Source organism: Kitasatospora sp. NPDC032150, assembly GCF_055579945.1.
In genome coordinates this window covers 1-13,024 of the sequence record NZ_JBVIMH010000026.1, presented here as the reverse complement: position 1 = coordinate 13,024, position 13,024 = coordinate 1, and the positions used below count along the sequence as shown (strand labels likewise).

At 69.7% G+C, this 13,024-nt stretch carries 12 protein-coding genes and 1 pseudogene; 5 read left to right on the top strand and 8 right to left on the bottom strand.

The annotated features are described in order from the left end of the window. Positions 1 to 55: 55 nt before the first annotated feature. Positions 56 to 1,102, bottom strand: a complete 1,047-nt coding sequence (locus ACZ5ON_RS26175; protein WP_465597448.1) for a hypothetical protein — start codon at positions 1,100 to 1,102, stop codon at positions 56 to 58. A gap of 240 nt (positions 1,103 to 1,342) precedes the next feature. Here ACZ5ON_RS26175 and ACZ5ON_RS26170 point away from each other — a divergent pair, with 240 nt between their 5' ends. Next, entirely contained in the window at positions 1,343 to 1,633 is a 291-nt protein-coding gene (locus ACZ5ON_RS26170; RefSeq protein WP_465597445.1) for a hypothetical protein, read from the top strand. Here the strand turns inward: ACZ5ON_RS26170 and ACZ5ON_RS26165 are convergent. Further along, positions 1,630 to 2,586 (bottom strand): hypothetical protein, encoded by a 957-nt coding sequence (locus ACZ5ON_RS26165; RefSeq protein WP_465597442.1) that lies wholly within the window; start codon positions 2,584 to 2,586, stop codon positions 1,630 to 1,632. The genes ACZ5ON_RS26170 and ACZ5ON_RS26165 overlap by 4 nt on opposite strands. Next, a complete protein-coding gene (locus ACZ5ON_RS26160; protein WP_465597439.1) occupies positions 2,583 to 3,995 on the bottom strand; it encodes a phenylacetate--CoA ligase family protein in 1,413 nt (470 codons plus the stop codon). The genes ACZ5ON_RS26165 and ACZ5ON_RS26160 overlap by 4 nt, the downstream gene beginning before the upstream one ends. A gap of 1,326 nt (positions 3,996 to 5,321) precedes the next feature. On the opposite strand from ACZ5ON_RS26160, the pseudogene ACZ5ON_RS26155 reads away from it, so the two are divergent. Further along, positions 5,322 to 5,708 (top strand): annotated as a pseudogene (locus tag ACZ5ON_RS26155) (RICIN domain-containing protein); the annotation flags it as partial. A 43-nt stretch (positions 5,709 to 5,751) separates the two neighbouring features. Here the strand turns inward: ACZ5ON_RS26155 and ACZ5ON_RS26150 are convergent. Then, positions 5,752 to 5,973: a hypothetical protein gene (locus ACZ5ON_RS26150; protein ID WP_465597436.1), complete on the bottom strand. Its 222-nt coding sequence runs from the start codon at positions 5,971 to 5,973 to the stop codon at positions 5,752 to 5,754. A gap of 121 nt (positions 5,974 to 6,094) precedes the next feature. Here ACZ5ON_RS26150 and ACZ5ON_RS26145 point away from each other — a divergent pair, with 121 nt between their 5' ends. Further along, positions 6,095 to 6,853, top strand: a complete 759-nt coding sequence (locus tag ACZ5ON_RS26145) for a helix-turn-helix domain-containing protein (protein WP_465597433.1) — start codon at positions 6,095 to 6,097, stop codon at positions 6,851 to 6,853. Between the two features lie 660 nt (positions 6,854 to 7,513). On the opposite strand, the gene ACZ5ON_RS26140 is transcribed toward ACZ5ON_RS26145, so the two are convergent. Beyond that, positions 7,514 to 7,789 (bottom strand): hypothetical protein, encoded by a 276-nt coding sequence (locus ACZ5ON_RS26140; RefSeq protein WP_465597430.1) that lies wholly within the window; start codon positions 7,787 to 7,789, stop codon positions 7,514 to 7,516. A 264-nt stretch (positions 7,790 to 8,053) separates the two neighbouring features. Then, positions 8,054 to 8,278, bottom strand: a complete 225-nt coding sequence (locus ACZ5ON_RS26135; protein ID WP_465597427.1) for a hypothetical protein — start codon at positions 8,276 to 8,278, stop codon at positions 8,054 to 8,056. A 275-nt stretch (positions 8,279 to 8,553) separates the two neighbouring features. Between ACZ5ON_RS26135 and ACZ5ON_RS26130 the strand changes: the two genes are divergently transcribed. After that, positions 8,554 to 8,757 carry a cold-shock protein gene (locus ACZ5ON_RS26130; RefSeq protein ID WP_030303996.1) on the top strand — a complete coding sequence of 68 codons (204 nt, stop codon included), beginning with the start codon at positions 8,554 to 8,556 and terminating at the stop codon, positions 8,755 to 8,757. Positions 8,758 to 8,955: 198 nt separating this feature from the next. Next, positions 8,956 to 10,479, top strand: coding sequence for a DEAD/DEAH box helicase (locus ACZ5ON_RS26125; RefSeq protein WP_465597424.1), 1,524 nt, complete (start codon positions 8,956 to 8,958; stop codon positions 10,477 to 10,479). 616 nt (positions 10,480 to 11,095) lie between these two features. Here the strand turns inward: ACZ5ON_RS26125 and ACZ5ON_RS26120 are convergent. Continuing rightward, entirely contained in the window at positions 11,096 to 11,320 is a 225-nt protein-coding gene (locus tag ACZ5ON_RS26120) for a DUF397 domain-containing protein (protein ID WP_465597421.1), read from the bottom strand. Further along, positions 11,317 to 12,165, bottom strand: coding sequence for a helix-turn-helix domain-containing protein (locus tag ACZ5ON_RS26115; RefSeq protein WP_465597418.1), 849 nt, complete (start codon positions 12,163 to 12,165; stop codon positions 11,317 to 11,319). Before ACZ5ON_RS26115 ends, ACZ5ON_RS26120 begins: the two co-directional genes overlap by 4 nt. Between the last annotated feature and the right edge of the window lie 859 nt (positions 12,166 to 13,024).

The window sequence follows — 13,024 nt, the reverse complement described above, 5'->3', positions numbered from 1 at the left end:
GTCGAGGGCCGTCCGGCGGGCGTCGACCGCCCCGCGAGCAGCCGGCGCGGCCGTGTCAGGCCGCCGCGCGGGCAGCCTTGGTGCGGGCGGCGTCGAAGACGGCGGCCGGGTTTCCGTAATAGATCCACGGGCCGGCGATCTCCCGGCCCATCCCGCGGAAAAGGTCCAAGGCCTGCGCCGGGCGGCCGTTCTCGATCAGGCCGTGGGCGATCCAGCCGCGCGCCGGGACGATGCCGGGGTGGGCAGGGTCGGCGGCCGCCAGGTCGGCCAGGGCCTCGTCCAGGGCGGCCGTGTACTCGGCGGAACGGAGCGCGGCCGCGGACTTGTCGCGCAGGACCTGCTCCCAGTACGCCCGCAGCTTCAGCACCGTCAGCAGGCTGCCCGCCGGCGCTCCGGCGATCGCCTTGTCCGCGAACTCGTGCATCAACTCGTTGCTGCCGAGCCACTTCTCGCACCAATACTGCAGCGCGGCGGTGTGCGCGCCGAAGTGGTGGGGCTCGCGGGCCACGATCTCCGCCCACAGCGCGCGGTAGCGCTCGTGCGACCAGCCCTGACCCATCGCGATCGGCTGCTGCACCACCCAGGCGTTCGGGTCCCCGGCCGGGGCGAGTCGGATCGCCTCGTACGACACCTCCGCTGCCTCCTGCAGCACCTGGTGAAAGCCCATGGCCTGCTCGCGGGTCACCTCGGAGGCGTACTTCCCGGTGCGAATCTCCCACGCCCGCTTGACCAGGGCGTCGGTATGCACCTGGGCGGCCTCGGGGCTGTCCGGCTGCTCCTTGCGCCACTGCCAGAGCCAGATGTCGTCGGTGGCCGCGAGGTCGCCGAACGGGTTCATCCGGGCATAGCGGGTGCTCCAGTCGCCGTCGCCGTCCGAGAGGTAGGCGGCGGCAGGTCGCCAGTCCCCCGCCTTGGCCGCATCCAGCGCGGCCCGCGCCGCCGGGTCGGCGGGTTCGCTGCCCACTTCGACCAGTTCGGCGCGCGGCACCAGGCCCGCTGCGGCCGCATCGTGGCCCGCGTTGGCCTTGCGGTGCTTGTTGAGCCAAAGGCCCAGCCTGACGAGGAGGACGAGGAGGGTGACGATGACGAGCGGGTGGGGCATGGACCTGCTTCTCTACAGAACTTCGTCGCACAAGTGTGCGTTCGGTGAAGATCTTATCGTTCGGACACAGAGCCGTGAACGGGTTTTCCGGGTAGGCCGACGCCTGTGGCTCCAGGGCCGTCCCGACGTCACGGACCTGGCCCACAGCCCCTGAAGCCGCTTTCGGACCCTGCGGCACCCTGCTCATAGGCGCGCGCCGCGGAGACCGCCCGGGTCCTGCGGCCCGGCGGCCGGGCCGCCGTGACCAGCTTCTTCGCCCCCGACCCCGGAGCTGCCCCGCGGCTGGCGGAGCTGCTCGACACCTTCGCGGACGGGCTCGACATCGCCCGCCCGCCCTCCGAACTGGCCGACGCCTTGGCCCGGTCGGGGCTGACCGGGGTCCGCTGCGAGTCCATCGGCCCCTCGGTCTGGCCCGGCTGGGACCACTGGCTGTCCGGTCGGTGGAAGCCGGGCACCTGGCCGAGGAACTTCCGGTACGCCTGGGAACAGGGCCTCCTCGACTACTACGTGATCACGGCTACCCGTCCCTAGGGGGTGAAGCCCTCGCTCCGCCTCACCGGGCCGCGCTCACCGAGGGCCACCAGGTCCCGTGACCTGCGGGCCGGCCGCCGCCCCGGGGTTCCGATCCGGTCGCGGCGGAACACGAGTTCGGCCATCCGCCGCTCGGGGCCCCGGCGGCGCAGGAGCAGGTGGCCGGCGAAGGCCGCCGGGCCGAAGAACACCTGGGCCGGGATCAGCGCCGCGGGGTGCCCGGTGACCGCGCCGACGATGTGCAGGGTGACCACCGGGGCCACGGCGCCGAAGAGCACGACCAGCACGATCCCGGTGCGCAGCCCCGCCTTCCCGTAGGCCTTGTAGGCGGCGGTGGTGAAGAGGGCGTAGGCCAGCAGGTCGCCCATGCCGAGCACGGCGCCGAGGTGCTCCCCGATGCGCAGCCCGGCCGCGGGGGCGAAGGGGTAGCCCTGGATCGCGTCGGACAGTTCCTCGGTCAGAGGGACGACCCAGGCGAAGAACGCGTCGTAGGCGGTGAGCGCGAGCAGGAACCACGCGACGTTCTTCAGCCGCATCCCGCCCTGGACGTTGATGTTGGTGGCGGAGACGACGACCAGGCCGACGACGCAGCTGTTGGCGATCCAGTACGGCGCGGCGGTGTCGCCGAAGGCGAGGTGGGCGCCGAACACGGCCGCGATCAGCGCGGCGATCAGCGCCCAGCGCAGCCGTCCGTCACCGATGACGGGCTGGTAGCCGACGGACAGCCCGCCCGCGAAGGCCATCGCGAGCACCACCGGCAGGACCGCAGCGGGCAGCGCCAGGTAGAGGTACGGCAGCGCCAGGACGAAGCCCATCATCAGGAAGATGTCGGCGCCGTTGAAGACGCCGATCGGCGGCCGGGGGGTGCGGACGGTGCGGAAGTAGCCGACGGCGCCGACGCACACCGCGAGCGCCAGGGTGCAGCTGACCGCGAGCTGGAAGAAGACCGTCATGCGTGGCTCCGGGTGAAGGTGTGCTCCAGCAGGTCGCAGCGGAGCGGGAAGCGCAGCGCCGCTTCCGCGTCGTCCAGCGGCAGGACGGTGACGTCGGCGTCGATGCCCTCGGCCCGCAGCCGTTCGGTCACGTCGGCCGCGCCGAGTTCCTTGGAGGCGACCTCCACCTGCAGCCGGCCCCGGGCGGTGACCTCGGCCCGGTGGCGCAGCGGCCACGGCAGGCCGGGGGTGCCGTCCAGCGCCTCCACGATGTCGCGCGGGGTGACGATGGCGTCGGCGGTGCGGTAAAGCTGTCCGGCCTTGCCGAGGATGTGGGAGACCGCGGGGACCGAGGCGAGTTCACAGTCGGGCTCGCCGTCCAGGGTGCGGACCACGTCACCGGTGTTGTACCGCAGGACGGGCATGCATTCCCGGTAGGGGAAGTACGGGGTGACCGTCAGCTCGCCGAGGCGGCCGGGCCCGGCGGGCTCGCCCGTCTCCAGGTCGAGGACCTCCGTGTACCCCATGTTGGGGTCGATGTGCAGGTGATGGTGGGTACAGGTACGGCCGCTGACGGGCAGCAGCTCGGTCATTCCGAAGGAGTCGCCGACGGTGCGTGCGCCGAAGGTCTCGCGGAAGGCGGCCGCCAGGTTGCGCGACAGCATCTCCCCTCCCGCGTAGACCGCGCGCAGCCCAAAGTCCTGCGGCCCGTATCCGCGTTCGCGGGCGACGCTCACCATGCGGGCGAGGTAGCTGGGGTTTCCGGTGAGCACCGTCGGCCGGGGGCCGGAGCGGCCGAGCAGGTGCTCGACGGACTCCTCGGGCGGGACCTGTCCCACGACGTGACAGGCGGCGTTGGCGAGGCGGCACACCTCAACGTCCTCCTGTACGGCGGCGGTCGCCCGCGAGCTGAGGTTGATCTGCATCCGGTCGCCGGGGCCGAGGTCACCGCGGAGCACCAGGGACAGCGCGATCAGGGCGGGCCACAGCTCCATCTCGTAGCGGGAGAGCCAGATCTGGACCGGCGCGCCGGTGGTGCCGGTGGTCTGCGTCACCAGGTACGGGTCGCTGCAGAGGAAGTCGGCGGGGCGGGCAATCAGGTCGGCCTTGCGGGTCACCGGGATGCGGGTGAGCGTCTCGGTCGTGATCCCGGCCGGGTCCACGCCGGCGAGCCGTTCCCGGTAGAAGGGCGAGCGTGTGGCGAGCCTGCGCACGGTGCGCTGGAGCGCCCGGTTCTGCAGGTCGCGGCGCTCGGCCGGATCGGTGAACGGTCCGTCGGCCAGTTCGTCGACGTCATCGCCGAGCGAGCCGAACTCCTCCAGCGTGACGAGCGCGTCGGCGACCAGCCGTTCCACGGCCCGTACGTTCAGCCGTCGGCCGAACACCATGGCCGTGGCCACCCGTACCTGCCGGACAGCGGTCTCCAGCACTGATGCCTCCCTCGCACCTCGAACAGGACGAAGGGGTGGAGGCGGCTCGCCGCCCCCACCCCCGGGGTTTACGTCAGCTGGCCGAACAAGCGCCGAAGAAGACCGCCGTCAGCGCGCCCATGACGTACTTGAACTGCTTGGCGCTCGTCTTGATGGAACTCATTTGTGCCTCCCTGTTTGCTGTGGGTGGACGGCCGCCTGACCTCCGCAGGAGCTCCGGCGTTCCGTCCCTTGACGAGGAAACACAGTGGCGCGATCACCGCGAGCGGGCAACGATCGGGTCCATTCAACGGACCGGTGACTGGGGAGAACCAGGTCAACCGGCGTTGAAGGCCGTGCAGGGCCACCAAGTCGGCGGTGAAGGCTGTGCGTTGGTGAAGGTGCGGCGGCTCTCAATCGTGCACTCGTGAAGGTGCGGCAAACATACGGCCGTGGATAGCCTTCTGGAGCCGAGAGGTCAGTGGAGCGTTAGCGGGATTCGTCATCATGGGTCCGCTGCGATCGTCGGCCCATATACACGGGCATCACGGTGGCGTGGTCGCGAGGCAGCGTCGCGCGGAATATCCCGCCATGAGTCCCCGAATCCACGCCGTCCGGAATGCGACATTCAGAGAGAGAACGATGAGAGCAAGAATCGCCAAAACTGCGATAACCGCACTGCCGGTCGCTGGTTCCGCTGCGGTGGTCAACGTCGCCGCCGCCTCCGCCTCGGAGGACGCCGGTACCGCTGGCTCGGCGTCGATCACCTCTGGGCAGCAGGGGGGAGCCCGTCCCCGCCCTGGCTGAGTTGCCCCGTTCCGCTTTCGCTCCGGGTCCGGGCAGGACAACGGCAGCACCTTCCGGGGCCGGGCAGGACAACGACACCACCTCCGAAGCCCGGCAAGCCGCTGAAGGGACACAACGGAACAGCGACGTGGTTCTCCCCCGATGGTGTCGAGGGTGGCGTGCGGCAAGCTCATCAGAGATGACGATTTCGTTGTTGCGCTCGACCCCACCATGTTTGAAGGTGGAAACCCGCCTCGTAACTGCGGAGCGAAGGTCGTGGTCACGTACCAAGGAAAGTCCATAACCGTGACGGTCCTTGACGAGTCCCCAACTGCGGGAAGGTGTGGCCTCGATCTGACGCGCTCCGCATTCAGGGCACTCGCCCTCTCGGCCAGGAGAGTACCAACGTCACTTGGCGTTTCACGAAGTAGTCGGCTTGCTCTCCATATCCCTTGAGGGTGCGGCAGGATCCTGCCGCACAGAACCTCGGAACGCTTCACGAGACCGTGATTGACCCCAGGGACGTTTCAAAGTTCCTGGTGATCACATGAGTCCGCCAAGTGCCTGGGCACCTACGGCGGCGGCAGCAACAACGGCACACTCGCCATCCAGTGGGGCTGCAACGAGAACAACGACCAGTACTGGTACACCAAGGACGTCGGCGCCGGCTACGAGATCGTCAACGCGAACAACAAGTGCCTGGAAGCACCCGGCTGGACCACCGCTGCCGGAGCCCGGCTCGGGCAGTGGGACTGCCACGGCGGCGCCAACCAGGTCTGGGTCACCGTTGACGATGACGGTCTCGGACACAGGCGCATCATGAACACGGCCTCGAAGCTGTGCATCAGCGCGCAGGGCGGCAGCCTTGCGGACGGCGCCCGCGTCATTCAGTGGTACTGCAACCAGGCGCCCGACCAGTACTGGTACTGGTACTGGTACTGGGGGTGACGCTCGCCTGAGCCGCTGAGGTCTTCTCGACAAAACCGCCGGCCTACCCACGCCCGCGCCGCCCGAAGTACTGCCGCGCGACGGGGGTGTTCCTCGCGGTGACGGCGTCGAACAGTGGGGTGCGCAGCGTGGCGGTGTCGAAGTCGAGGTCGCTGGCCGGGGCGATCACGCGTACGCCGTCGTGCGCGCCGACGGTGGTGACGGTCAGGGGCGCCTGCCCGAAGCCGCCGGCCGCGGGGCGTTCCGTCCCGTGACGAGGAAACACAGTGGCGCGATTCAACGGACCGGTGACTGAGGGGAACCATTCCGAAACCCCAACTGTCCTGGTCCGAACGGGGAATTGTGGGGCCGTCCGATCGACGGCCCGGCACGAGAGGGGGACCCTCATGGCGAGATCCGGCGCTGAGGGACGCGGCGTGCTGGAAGGCGCGTTCGCACTCATGGAGGTACTCGCGCACGACGACGAGGTAGGGCTGACCCGGCTGGCGAGTGACGCCGCGCTGCCGAAGGCCACCGCCCACCGGCTGCTCGGGCAGCTGGTCTCACTGGGCGCGGTGCAGAGTCATGAAGGCCGCTACCGGCTGGGCCCGCGAACGTTCCGGCTCGGACAGGCCTGGCATCCGGCGCGCGCGCTGCGCGCCGCATCGGCCCAGCCGTTACGGGAACTCGCGGCGGTCAGCGGCGGGGCGAGCCTGAGCCTGTCGGTGCCCGAAGCAAAACACATCATCGTCGTCGGGGGCATGCGGGGCGAGGTGGACGAGGTCTTCCCGCTGCGCTCCGGGGTCGTCCTGCCGCCCGGCAGTGCGGCCGAACTGGTCCTGGCGGCGGCCGCCCCGGTGCCGGAGCGGCCCGCGGGGTGGACGGAGGCCGCCTGGGCGCGCGAGGTCGCCGGGGTCCGGGAGCGGGGGCTCGCGTTCGACTACGAGCAGTGCGTGGATTCGCTGTCGTGCGTGGCGGCTCCGGTGCACTCGGCGTCCGGCCGGGTGGTGGCCGCCGTCGCGGTGACCGCCCTGGACGCGAAGCTGATCCCCCCGCTGTCCGACGCCGTGAGCCGCGCGGCGTCGATGATCAGCGGGAGGCTGGCCCGCCTGCCGGAGCCCGCGCCCAAGCCCCGCAGGCCGGGCCGGCCCCGAACCGGGCTGTGAAGGGCTTCGCGGCCGCGGCCGACCCGGCCGTTCTCGATCGGTAGCAGCAGGTCGGCCGTCCGTGGGCGGGATGCGAGACCCCGGCCGCTCGACCGCACCGTCACCCGGCGATGCAGCAGCTGGCCGTCCCCGAGCCCGAACCGGGCGGCTGCGGTGACGTCCAGGCGTAGCTGGGCGCCGCCGGGCCAGGGGCCGTGGGAGAGAAGGACGGATCCGGTACGGCATAGGTGTGCGGCCAGGCGGGCTGTGGCGCGCGGTTTCAGCCAGGCGGGAGGTCGGACCGGAGAACGGAACGCACTGGGCGAGAGCTGCGACGACCTCGGGGAGATGCTCGCCGGGTTCGTCGACCAGGAGGAGGTGGTGCATCGGGATGCCGTGGCCGATCGCGGCGGCCAGCCCGAGGTCGGGCATGCCTATGGCTGCGGACCAGGTCGCGGGCGTCGCATCCGCAGGCCCTGCCGCGAGGGCCAGGAGCAGTGACAGGTCGGTGGTCTCGGTGACGGTGCCGCGGGCCAGGCCGCGTGTGGGAGCAGCGGGGCGAGGAGGGGGTGGACCGGGGGGGTGGACGGGTGATGGCTTCGGCCTGGCGGGCCCGGGCCGCGGGCGAGGTTTGTTCGAGGAGCTCGGCGAGAGAGCGTTTGGCGACGGCAGGGGCGGTGGTCATGGCGTGCTCTCGAACCGGGCAATAGCCGCGGTGGCGTCTGCCGAGGCGGCAGCGCCCGAGGGCTTCGGGTCGGGGCGGATCGCGCCGGACTCGAAGAGGTACCAGCCCCAGTCGAACGAGCGCATGGCGTCGGGCTCGGCGTGCGCGACGTCGTCGTGGTCGTGGAGGCCCATCAGTCGGCCCCAACAGTCCAGGTCGTGGCCGAGGTTCGCGGCGAGCATCCAGGCGCGGTTGACCTCCCACGACTTGCTGGGAAGGTCGCGCAGTCCCATCGCCTTGCCCCCTCACATCCGGCCCTCGACCGCGGCGTGTTCGCGGGCAGCGCGTCGTGAGGCGCGGGACGACACCGAGCAGCCGTCGGCGGCACCGCGAAGGTCGCCGGGGACATCGCCATGGCACCTCCGGGGAGGGCACCGCGGTTGGGCACTCGCGGGCTTCGTCCACGCCGATGAGCCCCGGAGCACACAGCCGGGGGCGTCCTGTCCGCCGGTCCGGACGGCGCTTCGGGCGGTGAAGACCGCCTCAGCGCCCTCACGTCACAGCAGGAAGAGTTTGGCGAAGGGTGGGGAGATCCGCACTTGCCGCGTGCCGAAGTCGACAAGCACCGCGACCAGGCCGTTGCCCTCGAGGCTGACGACCCGGCCCAGGCCGTACTGGTCGTGGGTCACCCGGTCTCCGACCTCGAAGTGCTTGGGTGGCGGTGGGGGCGCGGAGCGGAAGGGACTCGTGGGTAGGTGGCGCCGGGGCGCTGGATTCGTCATCCGTGCCAGTATGCGCCTGGTCCGACGTGGTAGAGCTGTTCGAGGTTCGAAATTTTCCCTTTTTTTCAGATCCAGCCATCACCCCCGGACCGGGCCGGATCCTGCTACAGTGGTCCTAGTTGCAGTTTTGGTTCCCATGAACTCTGTGTGCGCCTGCTGGTTCCGACGCAGGCGCATATCTGCTTCCCGGCTCTTCCCCGGATGGGTCATCATCGCGGCGGCACGAAGCCCGCGAGACGTGGGTTTCAGACGGTCCCCTTCAAGGAGATTTTTTTATGGCTAATGGCACTGTCAAGTGGTTCAACTCGGAAAAGGGCTTCGGCTTCATCGAGCAGGACGGCGGCGGCCCTGACGTGTTCGCCCACTACTCGAACATCAACGCCAACGGCTTCCGTGAGCTGCTTGAGGGCCAGAAGGTCGAGTTCGACGTCACGCAGGGCCAGAAGGGCCCGCAGGCGGAGAACATTCGCCCCCTCTAACACTTCTCGCCGCATGGCACCTGCCAGGCAGCACGGGCCCGCACCGCGCATTCGCACGGTGCGGGCCCCCGCATTTCATGAGTCCCGCCCAGCCCTTCACGCCCCGGGGCCCTGCCCGGGCGGCCATCCCACCGGGAAAAAGAACGCGGCACCCCACCGGCCTGTTCTTCACATTTCTGGCTCGTTCTTGCGAATTTCATGCGGCCCCGCACTGCGGGTCCTTCCATACGACGCGCCACCTCATCAGGAAGGTTCCGCATGATTCGCTCAACTGGTTCTCCAAGCCGGACGTCCCGCCCGCGAGCCGTGTCCGCTTCGAGGGGACGAAAGGCCGATTTCACCCAGGAGATGCCGGGTGTTCTCGTCGGCAGCACGCCGGCGTTGCCCGCTGTCGAGTCGTTCGGCGAACTGGACCTGCCGGGCACGCTCCTCACGACGCTGACCCGCCGTGGTGTGACCTCACCCTTCCCGATCCAGGCCGCCACTCTGCCGAACTCGCTGACCGGCCGGGACGTCCTGGGCCGTGGACGTACGGGCTCCGGCAAGACCATCGCGTTCGGCCTGGCCGTCCTGGCCCGTACCGCGGGGCGGCGGGCGGAGCCGCGGCGGCCGCTGGCCCTCGTGCTGGTGCCCACCAGGGAACTCGCCCAACAGGTCGCCGGTGCGCTCACCCCCTACGCCGATTCGGTCCGGCTCAGGCTGGCCACCCTCGTCGGCGGCATGCCGATCGGCCGTCAGGCACAGGCGCTGGGCCGCGGGGCCGAGGTCGTCGTCGCCACCCCCGGCCGACTCGCGGACCTGATCGAGCGCGGCTCCTGCCAGCTCGACAGTGTGAGTGTCACGGTCCTCGACGAAGCCGACCAGATGGCCGACATGGGCTTCCTGCCCCAGGTCACCGAGTTGCTCGACCAGGTTCCCGGCGGCGGTCAGACCATGCTGTTCTCCGCCACCCTGGACCGCAACGTCGAGCGCCTGGTGCGCCGTTTCCTCAAGGACCCGGTCATCCACTCGGTGGACCCGTCGACCGCCGCGGTCAGTACGATGACGCACCACGTGCTCCATGTGCGGCACTCGGACAAGCACGCCGCCATCGCCCACATCGCCTCCCGTGACGGCGGCCTCATCATGTTCACCGACACCAAGGACGGAGCCGACCGCCTGGTGGAGAACCTGCTGGCGAGCGGGGTGAAGGCGGCCGCACTGCACGGCGGCAAGTCCCAGCCCCAGCGCACCCGCACGCTGGAGCAGTTCCGCACCGGGGCGGTGACCGCACTGATCGCCACCAACGTCGCCGCCCGCGGTATCCATGTCGACGGCCTCGACCTGGTCGTCAACATCGACCCGCCGACCGACCACAAGGACTACCTGCACCGAGGCGGACGCACCGCCCGAGCCGGTGCGTCCGGCACCGTCGTCACCCTCGTACTGCCCAACCAGCGCAGGGGCACGGCCCGCATGATGGCCGCCGCCGGTGTCACCCCCGAGTCCGCCCACGTCCACTCCGGCGATGCGGAACTCGCCCGGATCACCGGCGCCCGCGTGCCCACCGGTGTGCCCGTGGTCGTGGCCGACCCGGTGGTCGAGCGCCCTCGCCGAGGCACGTCCACGGGTCGGGACCGCCGTAGCCGCCCCGCCCACGCCGCCCGAAACACCCAGTCCTCCTCCCCGGTCTCCCGCAACGGCTCGCCCGGGCGTGCCGCCCGCGTCGCTCAGGGCCAGTAGCCCTCGCCTTCCATGTCCGCGCACACCGGGGTTCCTCGCAGACCGGGTCAGTTGCCCGGATGGGAGGCTGCCCAGCCGTGTTCGAGCAGCGCGAAGGCCTCGTCGGCGGCTCGGCGCGGACTGCGGCGCTCGCCGCTGTGCCGGACGCTCGCTTGGCCGCTAGCTGGCGGGCTGCTGGGCCGGCGTTGATCGACGAGCCCGTCGCCGGGGGGCGGGGTGTCCTGCGGGCTCACTTGTTGGGGCGGGACACGGCCGCCGCCGAGATGCTGGCGGAGGTCGGTGCGCCGGGCTGGCAGGCCGATTGGACGTACTGGCAGCCCGTCGGCGCTCCCGATCTGGCCACAGCAGTGCTCGGCCAGGGACCGTACGCGGGCTGGGTTCTGACGGCCGACGTCGAGGGCGCGGTTCGGTTGATCGAGTTGAGCAACGGGCGGCCGACCGACCAGCCGTGGCCGTCAGTGCCGCAGCAGCCGCGTTCACTGGCATGTCTTCCGGACGGTACGGTCGCCGCGCTGGACTGCCGGGGTGCGCTTCAAATACTCACCGGTACGGGTCTGCCGGACCTTGGCGAGCGTGAGCTGAGCGTGCTGGCAGCACTCCCTCAGCAGCCGTCTTGTCAGAGAAGTTCGAAGTCAAACGCGCTGGCCTTGACCGTCGCGATAAATGAGTCATAGCCCTGCCGCGTCAGCCGAAGGGCCGGCCCTACGGGGTTCTTCGAGTCGCGGAAGTAGACGGCGTCATCGGCGAAGGCGAGTTCGACGCAGTCCCCATTGGCCCCGCTGTAGCTGGACTTCCGCCAGGACACGGCGAGGAGGGTGGAGTCGGTTACGTAGGTGCTCACGTGATCTTGTCCCTCTGCTTGACGATGAAGTCGAGCGAGCTTTCGAGCGGCCACGCCTCGGCCGTGATCCCTCGAAACGCCGTCTCGTAGTAACCGACCTCGGTACGGTCTTCGACCCACAGGCTGGTCAGCATCCCCTCGATGAACACGACGTCGAGATCACTGTGCTCGGCGAAGCCCAGGATGGCGAACGGACCGTTCATGCCCTGATGCGCGGAGGCACCGGCCGGCATGACCTGGATGTTGATGTTGGGCAAGGCCGAGAGGTCGAGCAGCCTGTCCAGCTGCCCACGCATCGTCTGGGAGCCGCCGACGCTGCTCGTCAGCGCCGCCTCGTGGATCACGGCCCAGACCTCCAGGGGCTTCGGGCGGGTCAGCACGGCTTGGCGGCTCATCCGCACCTGAACACGCGCCTCCACGTCGCTCGTTGAGATGCCGATACCGAGTCGCGAGATGATCGCCCGCGCGTAGTCCGCGGTCTGCAGCAGTCCCGGTACGAGCTGGACCTGGTAGGTGCGGAACGCGGAGGCGTCGGCTTCCAGGCTGATCTGGTCCGCATAGTGCGGCGACAGCACGTCCTGGTAGTTCTGCCACCAGCCACGCTTGCTGCCGTCGCGGGCGAGGGCGATCAGCGACTCCTGAAGGTCGCTCTCGCACTCGTACACCTCGGCGAGTGCCGTGACGTCCTTGGGTTTGGCCGCCGAGCGGGCGCTTTCAAGCCGGGACAACTTGGCCGCGGTGATGCCGGTCAGCCTCTCCACATCCTCAAGGAGGAGTCCACGCCCCTCCCGAAGCATGCGCAGCTGCGTACCGAGCTGCCGTCGACGCACGGTGGGCTGTGTCATGCGGATTTACCCCTCCCGGACTGCTGCCTGACAGTCTGCCCGCTTCGCCGATCGCGCCGCCACTACCCCACCGCACTGTGGAGCGACAGATCACACCCAGGAATGAGAATTTGCAGTTTCCGAAGAACGACTTGCATTGATGCCCTGCCAACCCTCCATCCTGAGCGTGACGATTCACATGCATTCAGTGACAAGTCGTCGGGCTGCGCCCTGACTGCACTGCACTGCCTATGTGGCCGACTGCCAGGCGGGTCCGCGTCGCGGCTCACCGCCGCGGCTACCGGCTTCCGCGCCTCGGCGGTCCACAACTGGCCGTGGCCGCTTTTGCCGCACCGACCTCATGCCGACCCTGATCACACGGCCCGGAGGAACCTTTCATGGCATTGCTGAAATTCGTGCTCCCGACGGACACCCGCCTGGTACCGCTGACGAGGCAACGGATCAGGATCGAGCTGGGCCTGATGCAACTCCGCTTGAACCGTGACGAGTTGGACGATGTCACGCTCCTCGCCACCGAAGCAGCGAGCTCGCCTCATGGCGGAGGCGGCAGGAGTCAGCTGACCAGAAACGTTGGGGCAACCCCTCACGAGTTCGAATCTCGTATTCTCCGCCAGCCCAGAGGGCCCGAACCGCACAAGCGGACCGGGCCCTCTGACATTCTCCGTCCCAGTCGGCCGCTTCAGGCACCCGGCCGGCGGCTGCGGCGGGCTGCCCCCGGAGCAGACCGCAACCCCCACCTTGGCGGCCGAGGGATTGAGCCTCTGAGAAGCCGTTGTCGTACCGCTCGTGGGGCTTGTCGATCGAACAGGGGTCTCGTTCGGGTGATCGTGGACAGGCCGGCGCATAAAGGCAGGGCCTC

Bases quoted from the DNA above. Each gene is read 5' to 3' on its own strand.
- ACZ5ON_RS26175 (WP_465597448.1), bottom strand. From the start codon at position 1,102: ATGCCCCACCCGCTCGTCATCGTCACCCTCCTCGTCCTCCTCGTCAGG.
- ACZ5ON_RS26165 (WP_465597442.1), bottom strand. From the start codon at position 2,586: ATGACGGTCTTCTTCCAGCTCGCGGTCAGCTGCACCCTGGCGCTCGCG.
- ACZ5ON_RS26145 (WP_465597433.1), top strand. From the start codon at position 6,095: ATGGCGAGATCCGGCGCTGAGGGACGCGGCGTGCTGGAAGGCGCGTTC.
- ACZ5ON_RS26140 (WP_465597430.1), bottom strand. From the start codon at position 7,789: ATGGGACTGCGCGACCTTCCCAGCAAGTCGTGGGAGGTCAACCGCGCC.
- ACZ5ON_RS26135 (WP_465597427.1), bottom strand. From the start codon at position 8,278: ATGACGAATCCAGCGCCCCGGCGCCACCTACCCACGAGTCCCTTCCGC.
- ACZ5ON_RS26130 (WP_030303996.1), top strand. From the start codon at position 8,554: ATGGCTAATGGCACTGTCAAGTGGTTCAACTCGGAAAAGGGCTTCGGC.
- ACZ5ON_RS26125 (WP_465597424.1), top strand. From the start codon at position 8,956: ATGCGGCCCCGCACTGCGGGTCCTTCCATACGACGCGCCACCTCATCA.
- ACZ5ON_RS26115 (WP_465597418.1), bottom strand. From the start codon at position 12,165: ATGACACAGCCCACCGTGCGTCGACGGCAGCTCGGTACGCAGCTGCGC.